Origin of the sequence: Pedobacter sp., from assembly GCF_031119335.1 — a bacterium.
Taxonomy (GTDB): Bacteria; Bacteroidota; Bacteroidia; order Sphingobacteriales; family Sphingobacteriaceae; genus Pedobacter.
Map to the genome: position 1 here is coordinate 156,809 of NZ_JAVHXT010000001.1, position 18,618 is coordinate 175,426.

Genomic DNA, 18,618 nt, shown 5'->3' on the forward strand with positions numbered 1-18,618 from the left:
GTATTTGTTTATAATATCGAAATCTTATCGATTACTGTTATTATTCTTTGGATTTTAATTTCATCTCTTTTCGAAGCAGATATCCATTCAATATAAGCCTTTTGCTGGTTTTCTGGTAATTGACTAAATTTTTCATAAGCCCCTGACACCTCCTTTAAACATATTTTTAATTCTTCTGTTATTTTTGAGTTAACATCATCGCTATATAGAATAACCTTTACCGTATCGCCAGCTTGTTTTTTTATTTGTTTGCGTATTTCTGCCTTAATTGGTAAGAATAGTCGTCCGTTTCCCATTGGCTGTAGTGGATAGTGAGGTAATTCGTAATGGTCAATAAAGCCACGTACTTTTACCCAACCAAAATGACTGTGTTTGTCTGGCTGTATTTCCGGGATTTCTATAAAAGTCCATCCGCCTTTGCCATCAAATTTTTGTAATAGATATTCTTTTTCTACTAATGGTTCTTTCATTTTATCTTTATATACTAGGCTATGCTATGCTTTGCCAATACACAGCGCTAATTAACCATTCTTTTTCTTGCTTTAATAAAATAATATAATCACAACCTATTACACCTGATGCCCATTCTGCTATGATTTTTACTACGGCCATTTTTTCTTGCTGGTCTAATAAAGTAGTTTCGATTTCACTATTCGGCATAATTCCATTGATATTGTAAGTTTTAGTCCATTCTCTCATTTGTTCAAAAGAATGTAGACTTAATGGAGCCCAAATTTTATTGTCGTAGTCGTAAAAATAGCCTGTTTTAAATGCGGTAGGTATAAAATGTTTATCAATCAATTTAGGGTTTACATTTCTAAAAGCATTTACATATTGTTTCGCTGTTTCTGTGATGGTTAGTGTTTCGCTCATGTTACGGTTAATTTATTTCGATGGCTAAATTAACCTTGCCACTGACAACCCTATGGCAGTCTGAAAAATTATTTTGATGAATCTATCATCTCTTCCCAATGTAAAATTTTTATCTTTTCGTTGGTTTGCTGAGCAGCCTTGATCATGGCTTTTGCAATATTTTTAGCTGTAATCCCTTTGTATTTATTCAAACTTCCAATAAGCAGTAAATTTACAATAGAGAATATCTTAATGAACACTTTTTCCAATGGTCTGCTTTCTGCTCTACTTCCCATAATCATTGATGGACGGAAAATCTGTGTGTGTTCAAAGTCGATAGCAATCACATCTCTTTCCGTCTCACCTTTGGTTCTAACATAAAAAATAGAAGATTTAGCATTTGCACCAACCGCACTTACCAATGATACGTTTTTTGCACCATTTTCTTTGGTCAGCTGTGCTGCTAAAACAGGATAATCGTGGTCAATTTGGTAATATTCCTTTTCATCGGGAGTTTTCTTTTTGGTAGTGCCCAAAGCAATAAAAACATCATCACCAACCAAATATTCTTTGTTTTGAGCTAAGTTTTGATAATCGGCAAGAACCATTTTTAACTTCGGGTGCTGAACATTTAATGGTTTTCTAAGTACTATGGTAACTTCCTCATAAATATCACTTTGTAGTAGGTCGTTTAACAAGTATCCGCCTACAAAGCCGCTGGCGCCAAAAAGAATTGCTTTCTTCATATTTTCAAATTCATGTATGATGTTACAAACAAACTTAAACGCTTGATGTTAGATAATGGTACGAAAAATTAAATTATTATAGAGCTATTCTGATTTTAAAGGGAAGCGCTATCATCCTTAAACTAAAAACACAAAGCGATGGAAAATAGAGAAAACAAGGAAAACAAAGAAAAAGAGGTAAAGGTTGATCTAATTGATATCGATGATACCAAGCCTACAAGGACGGAAGAGAATATAGAAAGTACTTCATCTTCTACTATTACCAGTAAATTTACTAAAAACCACCCCCGCAAACACGAGCCGATGGGCGGTAGTCATGAACCGGGAACAACACCGGGTACGGGTTTTTAGAATTTAAATAAGACTTAAAACCACGGCATCTAGTCGTGGTTTTTTTATGCCACGCAGCTAACTTATCGCTTTTCAAAAAAACTTTGCACAAAAATTAGTTTAATTTATAAACGTTCTATATATTGGTAGCTATTAGCTATGCTCATTTTCCTAATTTCATTCGCTTAAAAAACGGAGGCGTTATTTCACTTTATGATGTGATTGCTCCCGAGAAAACTGTAGAAAGTTTAGGTTGGGCTTTAGTCTTGGGAAGTTTTTTGATTTTACCTTTCCTTGGATATCTGTTTTATAAGTTTCAGCAGAAGGAAGAATAGGAGGAAAACCACCTAAGACACCTTAGAAAACCTAAGTTTCTTTAATTAACCACAAAGACACGAAGGACACAAAGGATTATTTAATTCTATCAATTTTAGGTTGGCTAACTGTTGCAATATTAATAAGGTGATTATGTGAGATAAAGCAGTAGTGCTTAAATTCCCCTGGATAATCTACCGTAGCAAACGTATCTCTTCTGATATATTCCAAAAAATTAGAGTTGCTATAAATTCTGATATTATTTCCAACAAAATCATCTCCTCCTAGTGATTCAAAACTTTCGTTAATTACATTGTAGCATATATAATCGTCGAAATAGATGGAAAATTGAGGACTGGCTTCATTAATCTCTATTCTTCGCATAGGACCAAGCTTTGCTTCTCCAATAAAAACATCTTCTTCAGATGTAGACACTTGGCCAATAGTTATAATAAATCTCAATTCATTTTGAAATGGTTCATGTATTTCGCTGATGAAAACATCCTTTGATGAGTCTATTATTTCGTAGTCATTCATTTTAAAACTTGGGTCTAATTTAAATTATTTCAACTACTTTACCTTAGATATAAAAACCACCTAAGGAATCTAAAATGAACTAAGATGTCTTAGGTGGTTTTAAAAACAAATTAATCTACACCGCCTTTACGGGTGGCCTTTTTTTGTTCTGGCCAAGTTGCTTTCTGCCCAGTTCTAGGATTGATAGGTAATTCTGCTCTTTCTACGGTAAATCTCTCAGCATCTTCGCAAGCCATATACACTAAAATAGCTGCTAAAATTGCGTTACTTCTAATCTCTTCGAACACCATTTTATCATAGCTGTCGCGATTAGTGTGCCAAGTGTAGGTGCCATAATCCCAGCTGGTAGAACTTAATGAGAAGCCTGGTGCGCCAACAGCAACAAAAGCTGCAAAATCAGAGCCGCCAGCTCCAGGGATACCTGGGAAAGAGGTTTTAATTTGATTTTTAATGGTGTCTGGAACTTTAGCCAACCAACGGTTAATGAATTTTTCTGATTGAGCAAATCCTTGTCCGGCTAGGTTAACCACTCTACCAGTTCCGTTATCTTGGTTAAATAGCGCTTGTAGATTTTTTACCACTTCCGGATGGTCCTCTACGAAAGCTCTAGAGCCGTTTAAACCCTGTTCTTCGCTACCCCAATGGCCAACCAAGATGGTGCGTTTAGGATTTGGATAGAATTTCTTCAAGATGCGCATGGTTTCCATCATTAAGATAGTTCCAGAGCCATTATCAGTAGCTCCGCTAGCAGCATCCCAAGAATCTAAGTGGGCAGAAAGCATTACGTATTCGTTAGGTTTTTGCTTGCTCTTAAGTTCGGCAATAGTATTGTAGGTTGGTACCAAACCTAATTCTTTAGATTCTGAACTTACATTTAAAACTGGTTTTGAGCCGAATTTTGCCAAACGGAAAACTAAACCATAATCTTCAACAGATAAATTGATGGTAGGGATTTTCTTAGTGTTGGCGCCAAAAACTTTATCTACACCAAAACCTTGCGACCAATTATTGATAACCACAGCTGCCGCACCTGCGTTTTCCAATGCTAAAGCTAGTTCTTTTGCTTTTAAGCCGGTTTTAGCAAGGTTATCATTAAATTTCTTTAATGCTGCTGCTTTGTCTTTTTTGTACTTATCAAAAAGGTCCTTGGTTGCAAATTCTTCCCAGTTTTTATCTGGACGGCCAGAAATTTGATTGTGTGATACCAAAACCAATTTACCTTTTACTGCAGGTAGCCATTTTTGAAAGGAAGCCGAATCTGCGATGTTTTCTGGTAGTATAATGGCTTCGGCTTTAATTGGCTTGCCATTGGTAGATGGACTCCAAGCCAATTGGGTAGCTTCCAATGTCCTTAACCTTGGACTTACTAAATCTACGTGTGTTATACCGCGTTCCCAGCCACGCCATTGTCCCCATTGTTCGTTTTTAGCGCTAATGCCCCAGTCTGCGTATTTTTTAATCACCCAATCATTAGCCTGCTTCATTTGTGGTGTGCCCACCAAACGTGGACCAACAACATCTAGCAGTTCGTGTGCTAATTTTTCTAATTGAGAGTTTTCGTTGGCTTCTTTGATGATATTGTCTATCACTTTGTCTTGTGCAATTGCAAAAGAAGAGGTGAATAACAAAAATCCAGATAAAAGTAATTTTCCGTTCATTTTAGGTTTATTTTCTTTAATAGACTTCTAAATTAGCTAATAAGTCCGTTGATAAACCTTTTTTAATAGAAATGTTGCAGTATTAAAAGCTACGTTTCTGCACTTTGTCGTGAAATGGGAGATACTCTGATAATGCTGCAGAGCCATACCATTTAAAGAGTTCAACATCTAGTAATTTTGCATTTACCGCAGGATCTGTAGCTAACCAGCTTGTTGCTTCTTCAATAGATTTAGAGTTGAGGATGAAAATACCACGATATTGTTTGTCGTTTTTGCCAATTGGCCCAGCAACGATAAGCCTATTTTCTTTAGTAAGCTTTTCCATATTGCTCATGTGACCTTTGAATAAGCTATCTGTTTGTGCTTTAGTGGCTGTAGTGTTTGCACCAGTTTTTAAGATAACCAATATATACATTTTCATGCCGTAGTCATCTGCACCTAATTTTTTAGCTAAAGCTTCGTCGTATTTGGGTTTTTCTTGGGCTTGCGTAAATAGAGCAGAGCCGATGATTAAGAAGGTGAATAAAAGTCTTTTCATTTGTAGGATGTTTAATGTTGTTTAATATCGTTGTATTGCCACAGCACGTTAACAATTTTCCAAGTTCCGTTTAGCTTAACCAAGTGCATGTAGTCAATCCAGTCATCAGCTATAAGTTTAACAGAAGCAGTCCTTTCTGAAATGTCTAGAAGCTTGACTTCTTTTTTAGGGGAAGTGGGGAATTTGTCGCCTTTAAGGTTATAGCTTTCTGCTAGTAACGTCATGAAATCAGCAGAGGTTTCGCGTAGGTAATCTTTGCCTGTTGCCTTGTCTTTCCAGAAAGTTCGTTTCACCATTCTTGGGTGCAGCGCTCTTTCCATTTGCGCAGGATTTGGCGAATGCTGTGATTCTATATAGTCTAATGTTGCTTGTTTTATTGCTGTAGTGTCTTGTTTAGTTTGAGCGAATGAGACTAGATTAATTAGCGTTAAGATAAGGCAAATTGTTAGGTGTTTCATTTTTGGCTTGTATTTTAGTTGATAGTGTGGGGGTTTTATTTAACCAAACCTGATTGAAGGCGGCAGAGCCCGAAGTGTAACGAGGGACTAAAGCCGAAAAGCAGGGCTATCGTAACCAAAGGATTGTTGCAATTGCTTTTCAAATAAATTAACTGATGTAGTCTCTATCTTCGTCGCTCAATGTGCTTTTTTGCTCCATCGCTTGGCTTCTTTCTACTTCATCGTTATAGCTGCTGTAGGTTTTGCGTGGCCTGCCGGCTAAGAAGCCCAAAGTAAAGCCAATTAAAATACAGATGCCTATAACTGCTAATTTTGATAGTTGTACGTCTTTCCATAATATAAAATCGAAAGAAACGGAATCATTGTTGTCTATTAAAAAAATAGTTAATAATGCGGTTAGTATAATGATGGTGATGGTTTTGCCTGACATAGTTTTAAAAATAATAGTTGAACAACAGTTCGAAGATAGGGTTTTGATTGTAAATTTTATTGACGAAAATTAAACGAGCGCCTACATCGGCAACGGGTTGGTAGCGTAAAAGGTTCATATCGCTGCGGAGCTCTAAACCAAAGGTTTTAGGTTGCGTAAAGTTGGTTTGTTGGCCAATGTTTTCGTAATGGCTAAACAGCGTTGCACGCACATTTCTCACATAGGCAAAAGGACCAACTTCTAAATCGGGGAATAAAAATGGGAAGCGATAATTGAGTAGTAAACTGTTTTTAAGCAGGCTGTTAGCTGCAATTTGGTTGTAGCCATAAACCACTGGAATATCGTTAACTGTTCTAAAGGTGCCACTATTTTCCTGATAATTGAAGCTTGCCAAAAAAGTATGGTTTTTGGCAATTCCGGGGAAGTAAAGGTAACTCTCGAAAGCAAATAGTTGTCCGCTTAGGTTTCGGTCGAATGGTAGGTTTTGATATTTGAATTCTAAGATTTGTGCCCATTTTGGCGCTATATCTCGTTCTGCGCTTCGTACCTGGTGGTTTAGTCCTATGCGGTAGGTCATTGGAAACTCAATGGTGTTGATTAAGCGCCTTGCATCGGTGGCGTTAAAGTGCCTGTTTACGTAGTAAGTTCCTGTTTCGCCAACAATTCTGAAGAGGTGGTTAAACGAATTGAAGCTTAAAGGCAATGATGCAGTTAGGCTGGTATAATCTTCCCTAAAATTAGCCTGATGTATGGCGCCTTGGTAGCGGTAGTTCACTAAACGGGGGCGGTTTCGGTAATTGATGTTGAAGATGGGATATAGCGCTTTGTACCTAAAGCCTGCGCTATATTCTACACGGCGTAAGGAGCTTTCGTAGGTAAGGCCTGCGTAAAAACTAGTCGTATTCAACAAGTCGTCTGATTTTAGTTGCAAGCCTACGCGTTCTACGGCATCATCTGAGGTTGGGCTAATACTATGAAAGTTGAAGATGTGTTTTAAAGGGCTGTAGTTTTTCGAAGCAAAGGTGGTATCGATAGGTATTTCTGCAAATACGTAATCTGCTTGCGTAGTTTCTTGCCCGTAATAGACAAAGCTGTTTTCTTGAACTGCGCTAGGTGCTACTTCGGTTTTTGCTACTTCGTAGCCATTTACCCGAAAGTTATTGAAAATGAGATTTTTACCGTCTTCGGAGAAATTGGCATTAAAAGCGCCGTATTTTGAAGCTGTTAGCGCACTTAATTCTTTAGATGTGGGTGATATGCTGTAAATGTTGTCGATGCCGCTGTAATGAGCGTTAAAAGCAATTTTATCGCCATGAAATATCGGTCTGTTGAGCTGCTGTCTGGTGTTGCTGATTAAAGCCTCTGTTTTTTGTTGGTCTTTTAACCAAAGGGATTTACCTTGCTCATTCACGCTGATCCATGTGATTTTGCTGCCATCGTAGTTTAACGATGGGGTTTGCAGTTGATCGTTCTTTGGGTTTGCAAGGCTGTCGATGATTTTTCCAGTTGCTAAGTCGAGCATAACCAAAGAGTGCTGGTTGCTCAAATCTATGTTCACAGCGATTAGTTTCTTGCCATCGCCAGAAATGCTTGGTGCAAATAATCTTGTTCTGTGGGTTAACTGGCGCTTTTTGCCGGTTTCGAGATTGTAAACGCAAATAACATTGTAGCTGCGCTGTTTGTAGCGAGGGTCTTCGCGTCGTTCGTCCCAAACTACGATATTATTGCCGTAGCTGTACCAGGGTTGTTCCTGATAGCCAATTTTAAGCAAAGTCTTTTCTTTTTTATCGGGCGATATACTGACAAAGCCTGGAGTTTCGCTTTTGCTTTGCTTAATCACTAGGATGTTTTCGTTGGGCAATAAAGTAGGCAGGTGATAGCTTGTGGCGTATGTACTGGCTTTGTTTAGGCTTGGGTAAGCGACGGATTTGTTTTGCTCTGCTTGTGTAGCCCAATCTTGCTTTAATTTTTCTAATGTTTGGAGGTAGTAGTTTTTAGTGTTCTTTCCGGTAAATTTTTTTAAGCTCTGCGAAAAGGGGTAAAGTCTTAGCGGTCTTTTGTTGATATCTGAAAGCAACTTGTCTCCAATTTCTATTCCGTGTTCTTTCTGCAGTTGCGAATTCATTAAATAACCGAGTTGGTAGTAACCTGGAGTAACGTCTTTTTCTGAACCGAAATAGGATTTGGAGTAAGGAAGTTTCTTGCCCTCTAAAAGCGATGTTCTGAACGGCATGATCCAGTTGGGTTGTCGGCCTCTTCCGGAGAAGGTTAAAGCAGTTTCGGTGCTCACGGCGTCGCCCTCTAAAAACCATAGTGGCATGCTGGCGCCGATGTATCCAAAGTAGACCTCTTCGGGAAAGGGGAAGTCCGACTTTCCAGTAATCTTATTGAACTGTGCAACGTGTCTTAGTTCGTGTACGGCTAGGTTGTTTAGCCAGTCTTGACTGTCGAAGTACTGAGGTGAGATAGTGTAGAATTGTGATTTTTTTGGAGCCAACTGAACGAAGCCATTTGAAGTGGTTCCTTGGTTCTGTAGTACGATTGGAATGGTGGTTTTATTTTCGTTCAAACTTTTGCCAACAGTAGGGTAGATGCGGCCTAAGGTAAGTGCCATTCTTTGAGCGTCTTTTTCGAGTAGGGCAGGGTAGATGATTTTGAAACCGTGATGATCAATCTGTCTCCATTTTACACTAAGTGGAGTTTGGCTTTCATCAAAAAACTGCGAAAAACTGCTTGAAAAAGTAAAACTTAATATTATTGATGCTAAGTATTTGATTTTCAATTTAATTAACTTTTAAAATTATGTGATCTTAAATGTGTGCTAAAATTTTTAGCATTTAAGGTTGTGAATAATGTTGGTTTGTTTTAATTTTAACTTCATGTGTTTTTTGTAATTTATTGATTTTCAATTTAATTAATTTATTTATAATAAATAGTTGAAGTTTGTTTTTGTAGTTAAAAATATGCTTTTAAAGAGCTTTTTTAATCGAAAATCAATGTTCTAAGATAACATAATTTTTGAATATTAGTTGTACACTATTTCGGTTGTTTTTTCTGAGTAAAAATTTATCAATTTCGAAAAGTGTATGAAAAATATTCAGGTATACATTTTACTTATTTTTAAAATTGTTGGCTCCCTGCTAACAAAAATATGAGGAATTTGGAGCAAATCTTTTGGATATTTTAGAAATAATCTCTGCGATTTTATTGGTAGGATGTGTAGGTTATATCCAATAAAAAACTTTACTTAGTGTATTTTATTTGAAATTTAATGCTAAGATTTTAGATGCCTTTTTTGCGAGATAGTGTTTGTGAATTCGATTTTTTAGCATCTAAATTTTATTTAGATTGCCATGAATTTTTCAGTAATTTGTTTAGTTATTTCGATTGTTTTTGGTACCTAGTTTGATAATTTTAGGAGTTGGAAATTGGTCCTTTTATAGGTGCCGATATCCCCCTTTGTAGGTGCCAATTGACCTTAAGCGGAGAGATTGTAAAGGCGATTAATCTGTAATTTCTTTAACATTAAGGAATAAAAGGTAATGAAGACTTAAGGAAACTGTTTAAATTTCGATGAAAAATAAATACTTAGGTGGGTGGGGACACCCGCCTATAGCGACCCGCTAGAGTTTGGTGTCCTTGAACTTGTTCCGGTGTATCCTATCGTGTGGACACATCTCGTTCCTCCCCCTTGAATCCCCCTCCAAAGGGGGACACGTAGCGCTTAAGCATTTTGCATATCCCCCTCTTCGAGGGGGCAGGGGGAGGAAAATGACATTTGCTAATATTTGTGTCCACACGATAGGATGTATCGGAAAACTCAACCTGTCAAATATTTATTCCATTTTTTAAACAGTTTCTTAATGAAACTTAACTTCTTAATGTTTCCAAAAAATTGATAAATAACGTGAGTTTTGGGTGTTAACCCGTCATTGCGAGGCACGAAGCAACCCTACAAATATGGCTAGGCAACAAAACTTACGCTTTAAGATTGCTTCGTTCCTCGCAATGACGATTTTTTTGAACCAAAACAACTAACGCCATTGATAATCAGAATTAAATACCCAAACTCACGTTAGATAACGAAAGGTGTCCCGAAGTTGATATCGCCTAATATTAACAAGATTTTGATGTAATTTGGTACTGCTTTTCATCCAAAATGGATTTCCATTTGTTGGTTTCAGCGTAGTTTTTGATGATCTCATTTCTGTGGAGTAACAGTTTCTTGAGGTAGTTAGTTAATACAAGAGCGTTGAAAATTCTGCCGAAAATACCGTAAGGAGCTTTGAATTCAAATATATCTGCCATCAATACTTTGCCATTAATTTCCTCAAATTTATGCTGATGGTAAATAGCTATAAATGCTCCCTTTATTTGTTCATCTACAAAATAGTATGGTCTGTTGTAGGCTGTTATTTTTGAACTCAGTTGCTGTCTAATGCCGAAATGGGTAGCCTCCCAAGTAACATATTCGTTTAGGCCAATTAACCCGCTGGTTACGCCAGCAACCGCTTTTTCGGAGGTGTTGGCCGTTGAAATTTGATGTAGGTCGATACTCCTAGATAAATCGAAGCAAATCTCGATAGGTGCATTAATTACTGTTGTAAGCTCAATTTTGGGCATTGTGTTTAGCGGAAATCGCTACTAAAATACTGTTAAAGTTTGCTATATAAGTACTTTTTTAATAGTCGATGATAGCCAATTGCAACTAGGTAGCTTAAAACCAATGCCAACAAGCCTGTAATTGCCAAAGGTAGCACTTGTTGGCCAACATAAAATGTGGTAATAAATACCAGTGTATGCACCAGATACCATTCGTAAGAAAATTGATTGGTGTAAAGGAAAAAGTTATTGATGAACGTAATTTTAGTACCTATGGTATATACTAACAGCGCTAAACTGAGATAACCCATCAGAGAAGGAATGTCGTTGTACAATTTGAAAATTCCGCCTTTAATACCACTAATTCCAACTAATGCAATGCCGATGATGGCTAACACGATAAGATATTTTACCGCAGGAATTTTGATATACGAAGGATTTTCCTTGAATTTGATGGCAAGCATCATCCCTAAAACAAACTCCCATAGGTACTGGAGGAAGAAACTGTTCCAAATACGCAGATCAGATTTGCCCAAATACCAAACTAAAGTAGCCCAAAGCAAGCTGATGATTAGAGAGATGATTACGCTTTTCCATCTATATTTCGTTACCCATTTAAACAGCATCGGAAATACCGCATAAAATTGGACAATCATCGATAAAAACCATAATTGGTAGCCTAAAGACCCAATCCATCGCTCGTTGAACATCTTAAACAACAAGATGTGGCTAAGTGTGGCCATTATCCTATCGCTGTAATCGTACATTAATGGAACTGCCGCCGATATGAGAACGATAATGATATATGGAAAATAGATCTTTGAAAAGCGTTTTTTCAAGAATTGAAGATAGTTTAAAGGCTTTCCCAATTGCGAAAGGCACAAGCCAAAACCAGAACATAAGATGAATACATGTACGCCAGAACCACCAAAATTAATTGCTTTTGCAGCCAATCCATCCAAAGGAAATAATTGAAACAAGTGGAAAATCACAATCGTAAAGATGGAGTAGCCTCTTAAAAAATCAATTACTGGTAAGCGCATAATGGCGTGTATCTAAGTTTTTAACGAATATTCTTGCAGGAAAAGAATAAGCATCCTAAAAGCTTATAGTTTAACTCCAATTTGGAATAAAACTACTGCTTTTTCACATAATTGCCTAGTGCAGATCGGTAAATAAAGTGATTAAGGATATTTATTTGCTGCTACTTAGGTGCTCTACGCAACAAATACAGCCCTAATAAACCAAATATGAGTACTGGTAACAAATTTGCCAGCAATGGAGGTAAGCCCCCTTTTGTAGAGAACATTTTGGCAAATTGGTTTAGTACAATGAACAAGAAACTCAAAACAATACCTATTCCAAGTGGTAAACCTACGCCACCACGTACCTTTCTAGAAGAAAGCGCCACGCCTATCAGCGTAAGCACAAAAGCAGATAGCGGTTGTATGTAACGCTTGTACTGCTCAAAAAGCAAGTCGTTCATTACGCCAGAGCCTCTAATCTTTTCTTTGTCAATTTTTTCGGAAAGTTCTTTACTAGTCATACTTTCAACAAAGTTCTCGTAAACTGAAAAATCATCAGGTTTCATGTCCAAAACTGTGTCTTTTGTTTTGGAATTGCCATAAACCATGCTCTCTTTCAGGTCTTTAATGCTGCGGCTAGTGTAATTCGTTAGTTTCCAAACGTGTTTTACCGAGTCGTAACTGATTTGCTCGGCAATCAGTTTTTTCTCCAAAACGTCGCCTTTAAAGCGGTCTAGCGCAAAACGGTAACCGATGTTGCTGCGGTTGTCGAAATTATCGATATAGATGTAGGTGTTTTCATCTATTTTCATGTGAATGTTCGACTTGGTGTAAGGGTCGTTCTTTTTAATTACCTGATTTTCAAAAGCATTTTTAATCTTGTTGGTGTAAGGTAACATATAAAGATTAGATGCCAAATTGATAGAGAAAATGATAAAAGCAGAAATGAAATATGGTCTTAAAAACCGATTAAAGCTCACACCACCACTTAAAATAGGTACAATTTCCGTCTGGTCGGCCATTTTTGCTGTAAAGAAAATTACCGCAATAAAATTCATTAACGGCGAGAGCATATTTACATAAAATGGAATAGAACCAGCGTAATATTCAGTCGCTATTTCCCAGGCCGTCATATCATTGCCAAGGAAATCGTCAAGCTTTTCAGAAAGGTCAAAAATTACGATAACAACCACGAAAACCGCCAAGGTGTACACGAAAGTACCCAAGTACTTGCCAATAATGTAGGCATCGATAATTTTCGAACGTTGTTTGAAGAAACCCATTTATAGTTTTGTTCCTAAGATAGTAACCATTTTGTTTTTCCACTCGTAAAACTCACCGGCAATAATTTTTTCGCGGGCCTCGTTTACCAACCAAAGGTAAAAATGAAGGTTGTGTAATGTAGCAATTTGTGCGCCTAGTATCTCTTTGCTGTGCATTAAATGGCGTAAATAGGCCTTAGAATACACTTGGTCGGCCAACAAATCGCTATCTGCATCAATTGGAGAAAAATCGTTTGCCCACTTTTTATTGGTAATGTTAATCATCCCATTTCTAGTGAAAAGCATTCCATTTCTGGCATTACGGGTAGGCATTACACAGTCAAACATATCTACACCTAACGCAATATTCTCCAAAATATTGACTGGTGTACCAACACCCATCAAATAACGAGGTTTTTCATAAGGTAAAATGTCGCAAACTACTTCCGTCATCGCATACATTTCTTCAGCAGGTTCGCCCACAGAAAGACCACCAATGGCATTTCCTTCGCGTTCCATAGAAGCAATAAATTCTGCAGATTTTATCCTTAAATCTTTATAAACAGAACCTTGCACAATGGGGAAAAGTGTTTGGTCGTAGCCGTATTTGGGTTCGGTAGTATCAAAACGTTCGCAGCATCTTTTTAACCAACGGTGCGTCATGTTTATTGAGTTTGCTGCGTATTTATAGTCGCAAGGGTAGGGCGTACATTCGTCAAAAGCCATGATAATATCAGCACCAATAGTACGCTGAATGTCCATTGCATATTCTGGCGTAAATAAGTGTTTAGAGCCATCAATGTGAGAACGGAATGTTACACCTTCTTCCTTAATTTTACGCACTTTACTCAAAGAATAAACCTGATAACCACCACTGTCGGTCAAAATAGGTTTATCCCAGCCAATAAATTTGTGTAGACCACCCGCCGGCTCTAAAATATCCAATCCCGGGCGAAGGTATAAATGGTAAGTATTGCCCAAAATAATCTGGGCTTTAATATTTTCCTTCAATTCTTTTTGATGCACTGCTTTTACTGTTCCGGCAGTGCCTACAGGCATAAAAATGGGTGTTTGTATATCGCCATGAGCCGTGCTTATTACGCCTGCTCTAGCTTTAGAATTTGGGTCTTTTGCCTGTAAATCGAATTTCATGTGTGTTCTTCCGCTTCAAAAATCCGTCAAAAGTACGATTTATTGTTGTAAGGTTGAAAAGTTTCAAGCTTGTGAAATTTTTTGAAAAGCAAATGTGGAAGTGCTATTTGTGTTAGTCCCGCTTTACGTTGCAATCTTTTAAACTCCCTGTCATGCTGAGCTTGTCGAAGTATATTTCATGGGGTAGAATGCTTCGACAAGCTCAGCATGACACTGTAATTGTCGGTTGAGGTAAAAAAAAGTATTTCCGCTACTATCGGGTTTAATTGTCAAAAACTTTGCTCATAGGAGGGTTTGACAAACCTCCTGCAAATGGGGTAGAGGTTTGTCAAATCTAACGCTCATGAAAATCATTTACTGGTCAGTAAAAACTTTGTGTTACTTTGCGAAAACTTCCAAAACTTTGCGGTTAATTTTAACGCAAAGAAAAATAAGTTACGCAAAGAAAGCAAAGGCGTTGTAAGCCCTTGCTGGCGTCTTCGTCAACGAGGTTATTAACCACCAAAACACAAAGTACACAAAGGTTTAAGTGTCCTAGTTTTTAATAATAGCACAATATTTGCGTTTTAAACCCGATTGAAGCGGCAGCCCCGAACGAGCGTTAGCGAACGAGGGCTACAGCAGAAAGCGGGACTATCGGAACCGAAAAACCACTGAAATTGCTTTTCAAAATCAAAATCTAAAAAACTAAGCGGCAACAAGCCAAATTAATTACCTTTGTTGGCTTTAAAATACATCGTGGAATTTAACATACTCGAAATCTGTCTGCTTGCGGCGCTCGGCTTGTGCTTTTTGATACATCTATATTATGTGCTTGGGGTGCATTTAAAATTGGCGAGCTATCATGTAAATGAGGTGAATAATGCTAACACGGCGCCAATTACCGTAATTATCTGCGCCCGTAACGAGCGGGAAAATCTCGAAAAATACCTTCCAAGCATTTTTGAACAAGACTACCCAAATTTTGAAGTGGTGGTGGTAAACGATAGGTCGTGGGATGGCACTGCCGATTTGTTGGAAGAGCTGGAAAAGCAATATGCGAACTTGAAAGTGGTGCATGTAAGGGAGGGTGAAAAGTTTATTGCGGGCAAGAAATTCGCGGTGACCATGGGTATTAAAGCTGCTAGCTACGATTGGTTGGTTTTTACAGATGCCGATTGCCAGCCAGCATCTAAAAATTGGCTGCAGGGTATGCAAAAACCTAGCGACGATAGTGTGGAAATTGTACTCGGCTATTCGCCATATTTTAAGAAACGCAGTTTGTTGAATGCTTTAATTCGTTTCGAAACATTTTTTACGGCAGTAAATTATTTGTCGTTTGCGCTGAAAGGGATGCCTTACATGGGCGTGGGTAGGAATATGGCTTACCAAAAATCGCTTTTTTTTAAGAGCAAAGGCTTTGCGGCGCACATGCATATTCCATCGGGAGACGATGATTTATTTGTAAACGCTAATGCTACGCCAGTAAATACAGTTATTCAAATTCATAAGGATACGCATGTTTGGAGCGAACCAAAAACATCTTTTTTGACCTATTTGCGCCAAAAGAAGAGGCACGTTGGCGCTGGTAAGTTCTACAAGACGAAACATAAATTTATTCTTTCGGCTCAAATAGCAATACAATTTGCATTTTATGCTTTGGCAATTACACTGGTTTGCTTCCCAAATACACATTTTATTGCTGTTGGCGTATTCTTGTTGAGCTTAATTGTGAGGTGTTTCGTGTATCCTAAACTACTAAAGCGATTAAATTACGGCGAATTGAGATGGTGGTTCCCAATTTTAGATATCATTTTGATGGTTTTCTTAGTGTTTAATGCTATTCTGTCTATCTTTGTGAAGAAGGTTGCGTGGAAATGATTTACGCTTGAACAAATGGCTATTGTTGTATTGCTGAATTGTTCGATTGTTGATTTGACTGCCAACTAAAAACTGCCAACTGTAAAACTGAGAACTGCCAATTGAGAACTGAAAACTGCTAACATGGTAAAACCCGATATCATCTTCAAGTATTTTAAAGATTTAAGTGCAACACAAATTGAGCAATTTGAAAAGCTTTTCGATTTGTACAGCTTCTGGAATTCGCAAATTAATGTGATTTCTAGAAAGGATATTGAGGAATTGTACGAACGTCATATTCTGCACTCCTTGGGTATTGCGAAATTTTGCACATTTAAACCTGGAGAAAAAGTATTGGATGTAGGTTGTGGTGGCGGTTTTCCGGGTATTCCGTTAGCTATTCTGTTTCCGGAAACTGATTTTCATTTGGTTGATTCTATCGGGAAAAAGATAAAGGTAGTTACTGAAGTTGCTGCTGCGTTGGGTTTGAAAAATGTAAAGGCATCGCACAGTAGGGCAGAGCAAATTACCGATAAATACAATTTTGTGGTTTCGAGAGCGGTAACTCGTTTAGGCGAGTTTTACCCTTGGGTGCGTGGTAAATTCGCCAAAGAAAATATCAATGCTATTAGAAACGGTATTCTTTATTTGAAAGGTGGCGATTTAGCCGAGGAAATTAAGGAAAGTAAACTGAAAGCAGAATTGTATCCGCTTTCAGCTTATTTTGAGGAAGAATTCTTTGAAACTAAATATGTGGTTTACGTGCCGCAGTAAGTAGTTAGTTTAACAATTATCGTCTTTGTTTTCTTCTGCCTTAGGTTTGTAAAGTGTCCAAGCTTTGTTAAAAACGTTGTTTGTTTTTTGGAATGCATCTTTAGCGGGAGTAATTCTTTGCTTACCTTTCTTTAAAGCTCCTGTTTTGTTTTGTGTTGCCGTTGGAGTTAGCCTAATATTTCGAGGTTTTTTTGCAGGTACTATTTTTAACTCTTCTGCTTTCGATGTAGCCGCCCCGTCTTTTATTTCTACACCTTCATATTGCTTAGTCGGTACAACTTCAATTTCTTGTAGCTTTTCTTTACTCTTTAAAGATATTTCAGCTAGTTCGATTTCTTTCTTTAGTTTCGCCTTATTAGCTTTAGTTGCTTTTTCGTCAGGTTTTACAATTGGCGGTGGAAATTTTTTAAGTTTTTTGCCTTTAGGCGGCTCCTCAATTCTTGGAGGTTTAGGCGATAGTGGTGGTGTTCCACTAGCCTGCATTTTTGGCGCAGGAAATTTCGCTGTATCAGCTATCACATAAGGCGCTGTCATCACTAACTTTTTTCCATAGACTTCTACTGCACCATGTTTGGCTTTAGCACCGTATTTCCCAAAACCTTTTTCAGGATTTAGAAATAAAATATTCTCTGCATTATTAGCGCCATAAAACTTGTTATTGTCTTTTACTGCTACGCCATTTATAACTATTAGTCGTTTTTCTAGAGATTTGTAGTTGTCATTCTCGTCAAATATGTAACTCGGCGAGTAAAAACCCTTTTTAGCCAAGTCTGTCTCGTCGAGAACTTTTCGGCTTTTTTGCTGTACCAGTTTTTGTTCTCCGATTTCAAAATAACCATAACTCTTACTAAAGCCTAACGTCGATGCACAGAGCAAACCAACTCCAAGTGGTACAGCCAGCAAATATTTGAGCCTGGCCCAATTTGCTGTTTTTTCTTTGTTTAACATGTTAATTCTACTTTTTAATATTGATTGATTGAATAATTGATTGACAAGTGAGGATGAATAAGCAGCCATCGAGTTTTCGATTAAAAACATCGCATATTCATGTTTAGAGATATTTGCAACGGTAGTTTTCTCATCTGCTATGTATTCGTGCAGCAGCGTTAAATCTGTTTTCATCAAATAGACCACCGGATTAAACCAGCAACAGATTTTTAAGAGTTCCAACAATACAATGTCCCAGCTGTGTTTCTGCTTAATATGGATGATTTCGTGTTTCAACACCGCATTATTCTTCGCCATTTCTGGATGAATAAATAAAATATTGAAGAACGAAAAAGCGGTGTGTTCGGAAGTTAACTCAACTAGGGTGTAATTATTTAGCTTTCTTTTGTTGCTACGAAGGTAAATTTTGATAATTTTTGAGATAGAGACGATGAATTTTAAACCTATAAATAAAGCCAATACCAAATAACCGTAAAAAATGTAATCTTGTGTGCTTAAAACCGGAGCTTTTGCAACGGTAGCAATTTCAAAAGGCTCCAAAGGGATTTCATAAGGTATCGCTTCAGTTTCCAGCAGTATAGTTGGCTTCAAAAACCCCAACTGTATTACCGGAATTGCAAAAGCAGCCACTATACTCGATAACAAAAAATATCGATTACTATTATAGAAAGTACTGCGTTGCAACAACAACTTGTACATCACGTAGAAGGTAGCCAGGTAGAGGTTTGCTTCTAAAAGATAATATAGCCAATTCATCAGTTTTTATTTTTAAGTTGTTCTGCAATCGCAATAATTTCATCTAACTGAGCCATGTCCATTTTCTTTTCATTCACAAGAAACGATACCAAGCTTTCGTAGCTATTTTCGAAATAATTGTTCATCACCTTGTCAAAAGCAAAATGCTTGTATTGCTCTTCGCTAATAATTGGGAAGTAAATGTGCGTATTGCCAATAGCTTTGTGGTCTAAAAACCCTTTGCCTTCTAATACCCTAATCACAGTAGAAACCGTATTATAAGCTGGTTTAGGTGGTTCCATCTTATCAATTACCTCTTTTACAATCGCCTCTTTCAGTTCCCAAAGTATCAGCATTACTTGCTCTTCTGCTTTTGTTAATTCTCTCATAATGAATTATATTGTTGTTACATAAAAT

Annotated in this window: 19 protein-coding genes; 4 read left to right on the forward strand and 15 right to left on the reverse strand. The window is 37.5% G+C overall.

Features of this window, described 5'->3' with window-relative positions; genetic code table 11:
• Window positions 1–8: 8 nt before the first annotated feature.
• From REI64_RS00715 to REI64_RS00725, 3 genes are all read right to left on the reverse strand, one after another.
• On the reverse strand, window positions 9–470 hold the full coding sequence (locus REI64_RS00715) for a YdeI/OmpD-associated family protein (protein WP_308848158.1): 462 nt from the start codon (window positions 468–470) through the stop codon (window positions 9–11).
• Window positions 471–489: 19 nt separating this feature from the next.
• Entirely contained in the window at window positions 490–873 is a 384-nt protein-coding gene (locus REI64_RS00720) for a nuclear transport factor 2 family protein (RefSeq protein ID WP_308848159.1), read from the reverse strand.
• Window positions 874–941: 68 nt separating this feature from the next.
• Window positions 942–1,598, reverse strand: a complete 657-nt coding sequence (locus REI64_RS00725) for an oxidoreductase (protein WP_308848160.1) — start codon at window positions 1,596–1,598, stop codon at window positions 942–944.
• 138 nt (window positions 1,599–1,736) lie between these two features.
• Here REI64_RS00725 and REI64_RS00730 point away from each other — a divergent pair, with 138 nt between their 5' ends.
• Both REI64_RS00730 and REI64_RS00735 read left to right on the forward strand, forming a co-directional pair.
• Entirely contained in the window at window positions 1,737–1,949 is a 213-nt protein-coding gene (locus tag REI64_RS00730; RefSeq protein WP_308848161.1) for a hypothetical protein, read from the forward strand.
• Window positions 1,950–2,071: 122 nt separating this feature from the next.
• On the forward strand, window positions 2,072–2,263 hold the full coding sequence (locus REI64_RS00735; protein ID WP_308848162.1) for a hypothetical protein: 192 nt from the start codon (window positions 2,072–2,074) through the stop codon (window positions 2,261–2,263).
• A gap of 76 nt (window positions 2,264–2,339) precedes the next feature.
• Here the strand turns inward: REI64_RS00735 and REI64_RS00740 are convergent, their stop codons facing one another.
• The 10 genes from REI64_RS00740 to tgt all read right to left on the reverse strand — a co-directional run bounded on the left by REI64_RS00740 (window position 2,340) and on the right by tgt (window position 13,905).
• Window positions 2,340–2,705 carry a hypothetical protein gene (locus tag REI64_RS00740; protein WP_308848163.1) on the reverse strand — a complete coding sequence of 122 codons (366 nt, stop codon included), beginning with the start codon at window positions 2,703–2,705 and terminating at the stop codon, window positions 2,340–2,342.
• Between the two features lie 185 nt (window positions 2,706–2,890).
• Window positions 2,891–4,438, reverse strand: a complete 1,548-nt coding sequence (locus REI64_RS00745) for a M20/M25/M40 family metallo-hydrolase (protein ID WP_308848164.1) — start codon at window positions 4,436–4,438, stop codon at window positions 2,891–2,893.
• A gap of 82 nt (window positions 4,439–4,520) precedes the next feature.
• Window positions 4,521–4,976 carry a YciI family protein gene (locus REI64_RS00750; protein WP_308848165.1) on the reverse strand — a complete coding sequence of 152 codons (456 nt, stop codon included), beginning with the start codon at window positions 4,974–4,976 and terminating at the stop codon, window positions 4,521–4,523.
• A gap of 11 nt (window positions 4,977–4,987) precedes the next feature.
• Complete coding sequence (locus REI64_RS00755) at window positions 4,988–5,434, reverse strand: nuclear transport factor 2 family protein (protein WP_308848166.1); 447 nt, start codon at window positions 5,432–5,434, stop codon at window positions 4,988–4,990.
• A gap of 148 nt (window positions 5,435–5,582) precedes the next feature.
• On the reverse strand, window positions 5,583–5,864 hold the full coding sequence (locus REI64_RS00760) for a LapA family protein (protein WP_308848167.1): 282 nt from the start codon (window positions 5,862–5,864) through the stop codon (window positions 5,583–5,585).
• Window positions 5,865–5,868: 4 nt separating this feature from the next.
• Complete coding sequence (locus REI64_RS00765) at window positions 5,869–8,646, reverse strand: hypothetical protein (RefSeq protein WP_308848168.1); 2,778 nt, start codon at window positions 8,644–8,646, stop codon at window positions 5,869–5,871.
• A 1,334-nt stretch (window positions 8,647–9,980) separates the two neighbouring features.
• On the reverse strand, window positions 9,981–10,487 hold the full coding sequence (locus tag REI64_RS00770) for an SRPBCC family protein (RefSeq protein ID WP_308848169.1): 507 nt from the start codon (window positions 10,485–10,487) through the stop codon (window positions 9,981–9,983).
• A gap of 32 nt (window positions 10,488–10,519) precedes the next feature.
• Entirely contained in the window at window positions 10,520–11,509 is a 990-nt protein-coding gene (locus REI64_RS00775; RefSeq protein ID WP_308848170.1) for an acyltransferase, read from the reverse strand.
• Between the two features lie 161 nt (window positions 11,510–11,670).
• Window positions 11,671–12,774 (reverse strand): LptF/LptG family permease, encoded by a 1,104-nt coding sequence (locus tag REI64_RS00780; protein WP_308848171.1) that lies wholly within the window; start codon window positions 12,772–12,774, stop codon window positions 11,671–11,673.
• Window positions 12,775–13,905, reverse strand: a complete 1,131-nt coding sequence (tgt, locus tag REI64_RS00785) for a tRNA guanosine(34) transglycosylase Tgt (RefSeq protein ID WP_308848172.1) — start codon at window positions 13,903–13,905, stop codon at window positions 12,775–12,777.
• Between the two features lie 738 nt (window positions 13,906–14,643).
• Here tgt and REI64_RS00790 point away from each other — a divergent pair.
• Both REI64_RS00790 and rsmG read left to right on the forward strand, forming a co-directional pair.
• Window positions 14,644–15,765 (forward strand): glycosyltransferase, encoded by a 1,122-nt coding sequence (locus REI64_RS00790; protein WP_308848173.1) that lies wholly within the window; start codon window positions 14,644–14,646, stop codon window positions 15,763–15,765.
• Window positions 15,766–15,888: 123 nt separating this feature from the next.
• Window positions 15,889–16,518 (forward strand): 16S rRNA (guanine(527)-N(7))-methyltransferase RsmG, encoded by a 630-nt coding sequence (rsmG, locus tag REI64_RS00795; RefSeq protein ID WP_308848174.1) that lies wholly within the window; start codon window positions 15,889–15,891, stop codon window positions 16,516–16,518.
• A 9-nt stretch (window positions 16,519–16,527) separates the two neighbouring features.
• Here the strand turns inward: rsmG and REI64_RS00800 are convergent, their stop codons facing one another.
• Together REI64_RS00800 and REI64_RS00805 are read right to left on the reverse strand one after the other, a co-directional pair.
• Window positions 16,528–18,222: a M56 family metallopeptidase gene (locus tag REI64_RS00800; RefSeq protein WP_308848175.1), complete on the reverse strand. Its 1,695-nt coding sequence runs from the start codon at window positions 18,220–18,222 to the stop codon at window positions 16,528–16,530.
• Window positions 18,222–18,590: a BlaI/MecI/CopY family transcriptional regulator gene (locus tag REI64_RS00805; protein ID WP_308848176.1), complete on the reverse strand. Its 369-nt coding sequence runs from the start codon at window positions 18,588–18,590 to the stop codon at window positions 18,222–18,224. The genes REI64_RS00800 and REI64_RS00805 overlap by 1 nt, the downstream gene beginning before the upstream one ends.
• Window positions 18,591–18,618: the final 28 nt, after the last annotated feature.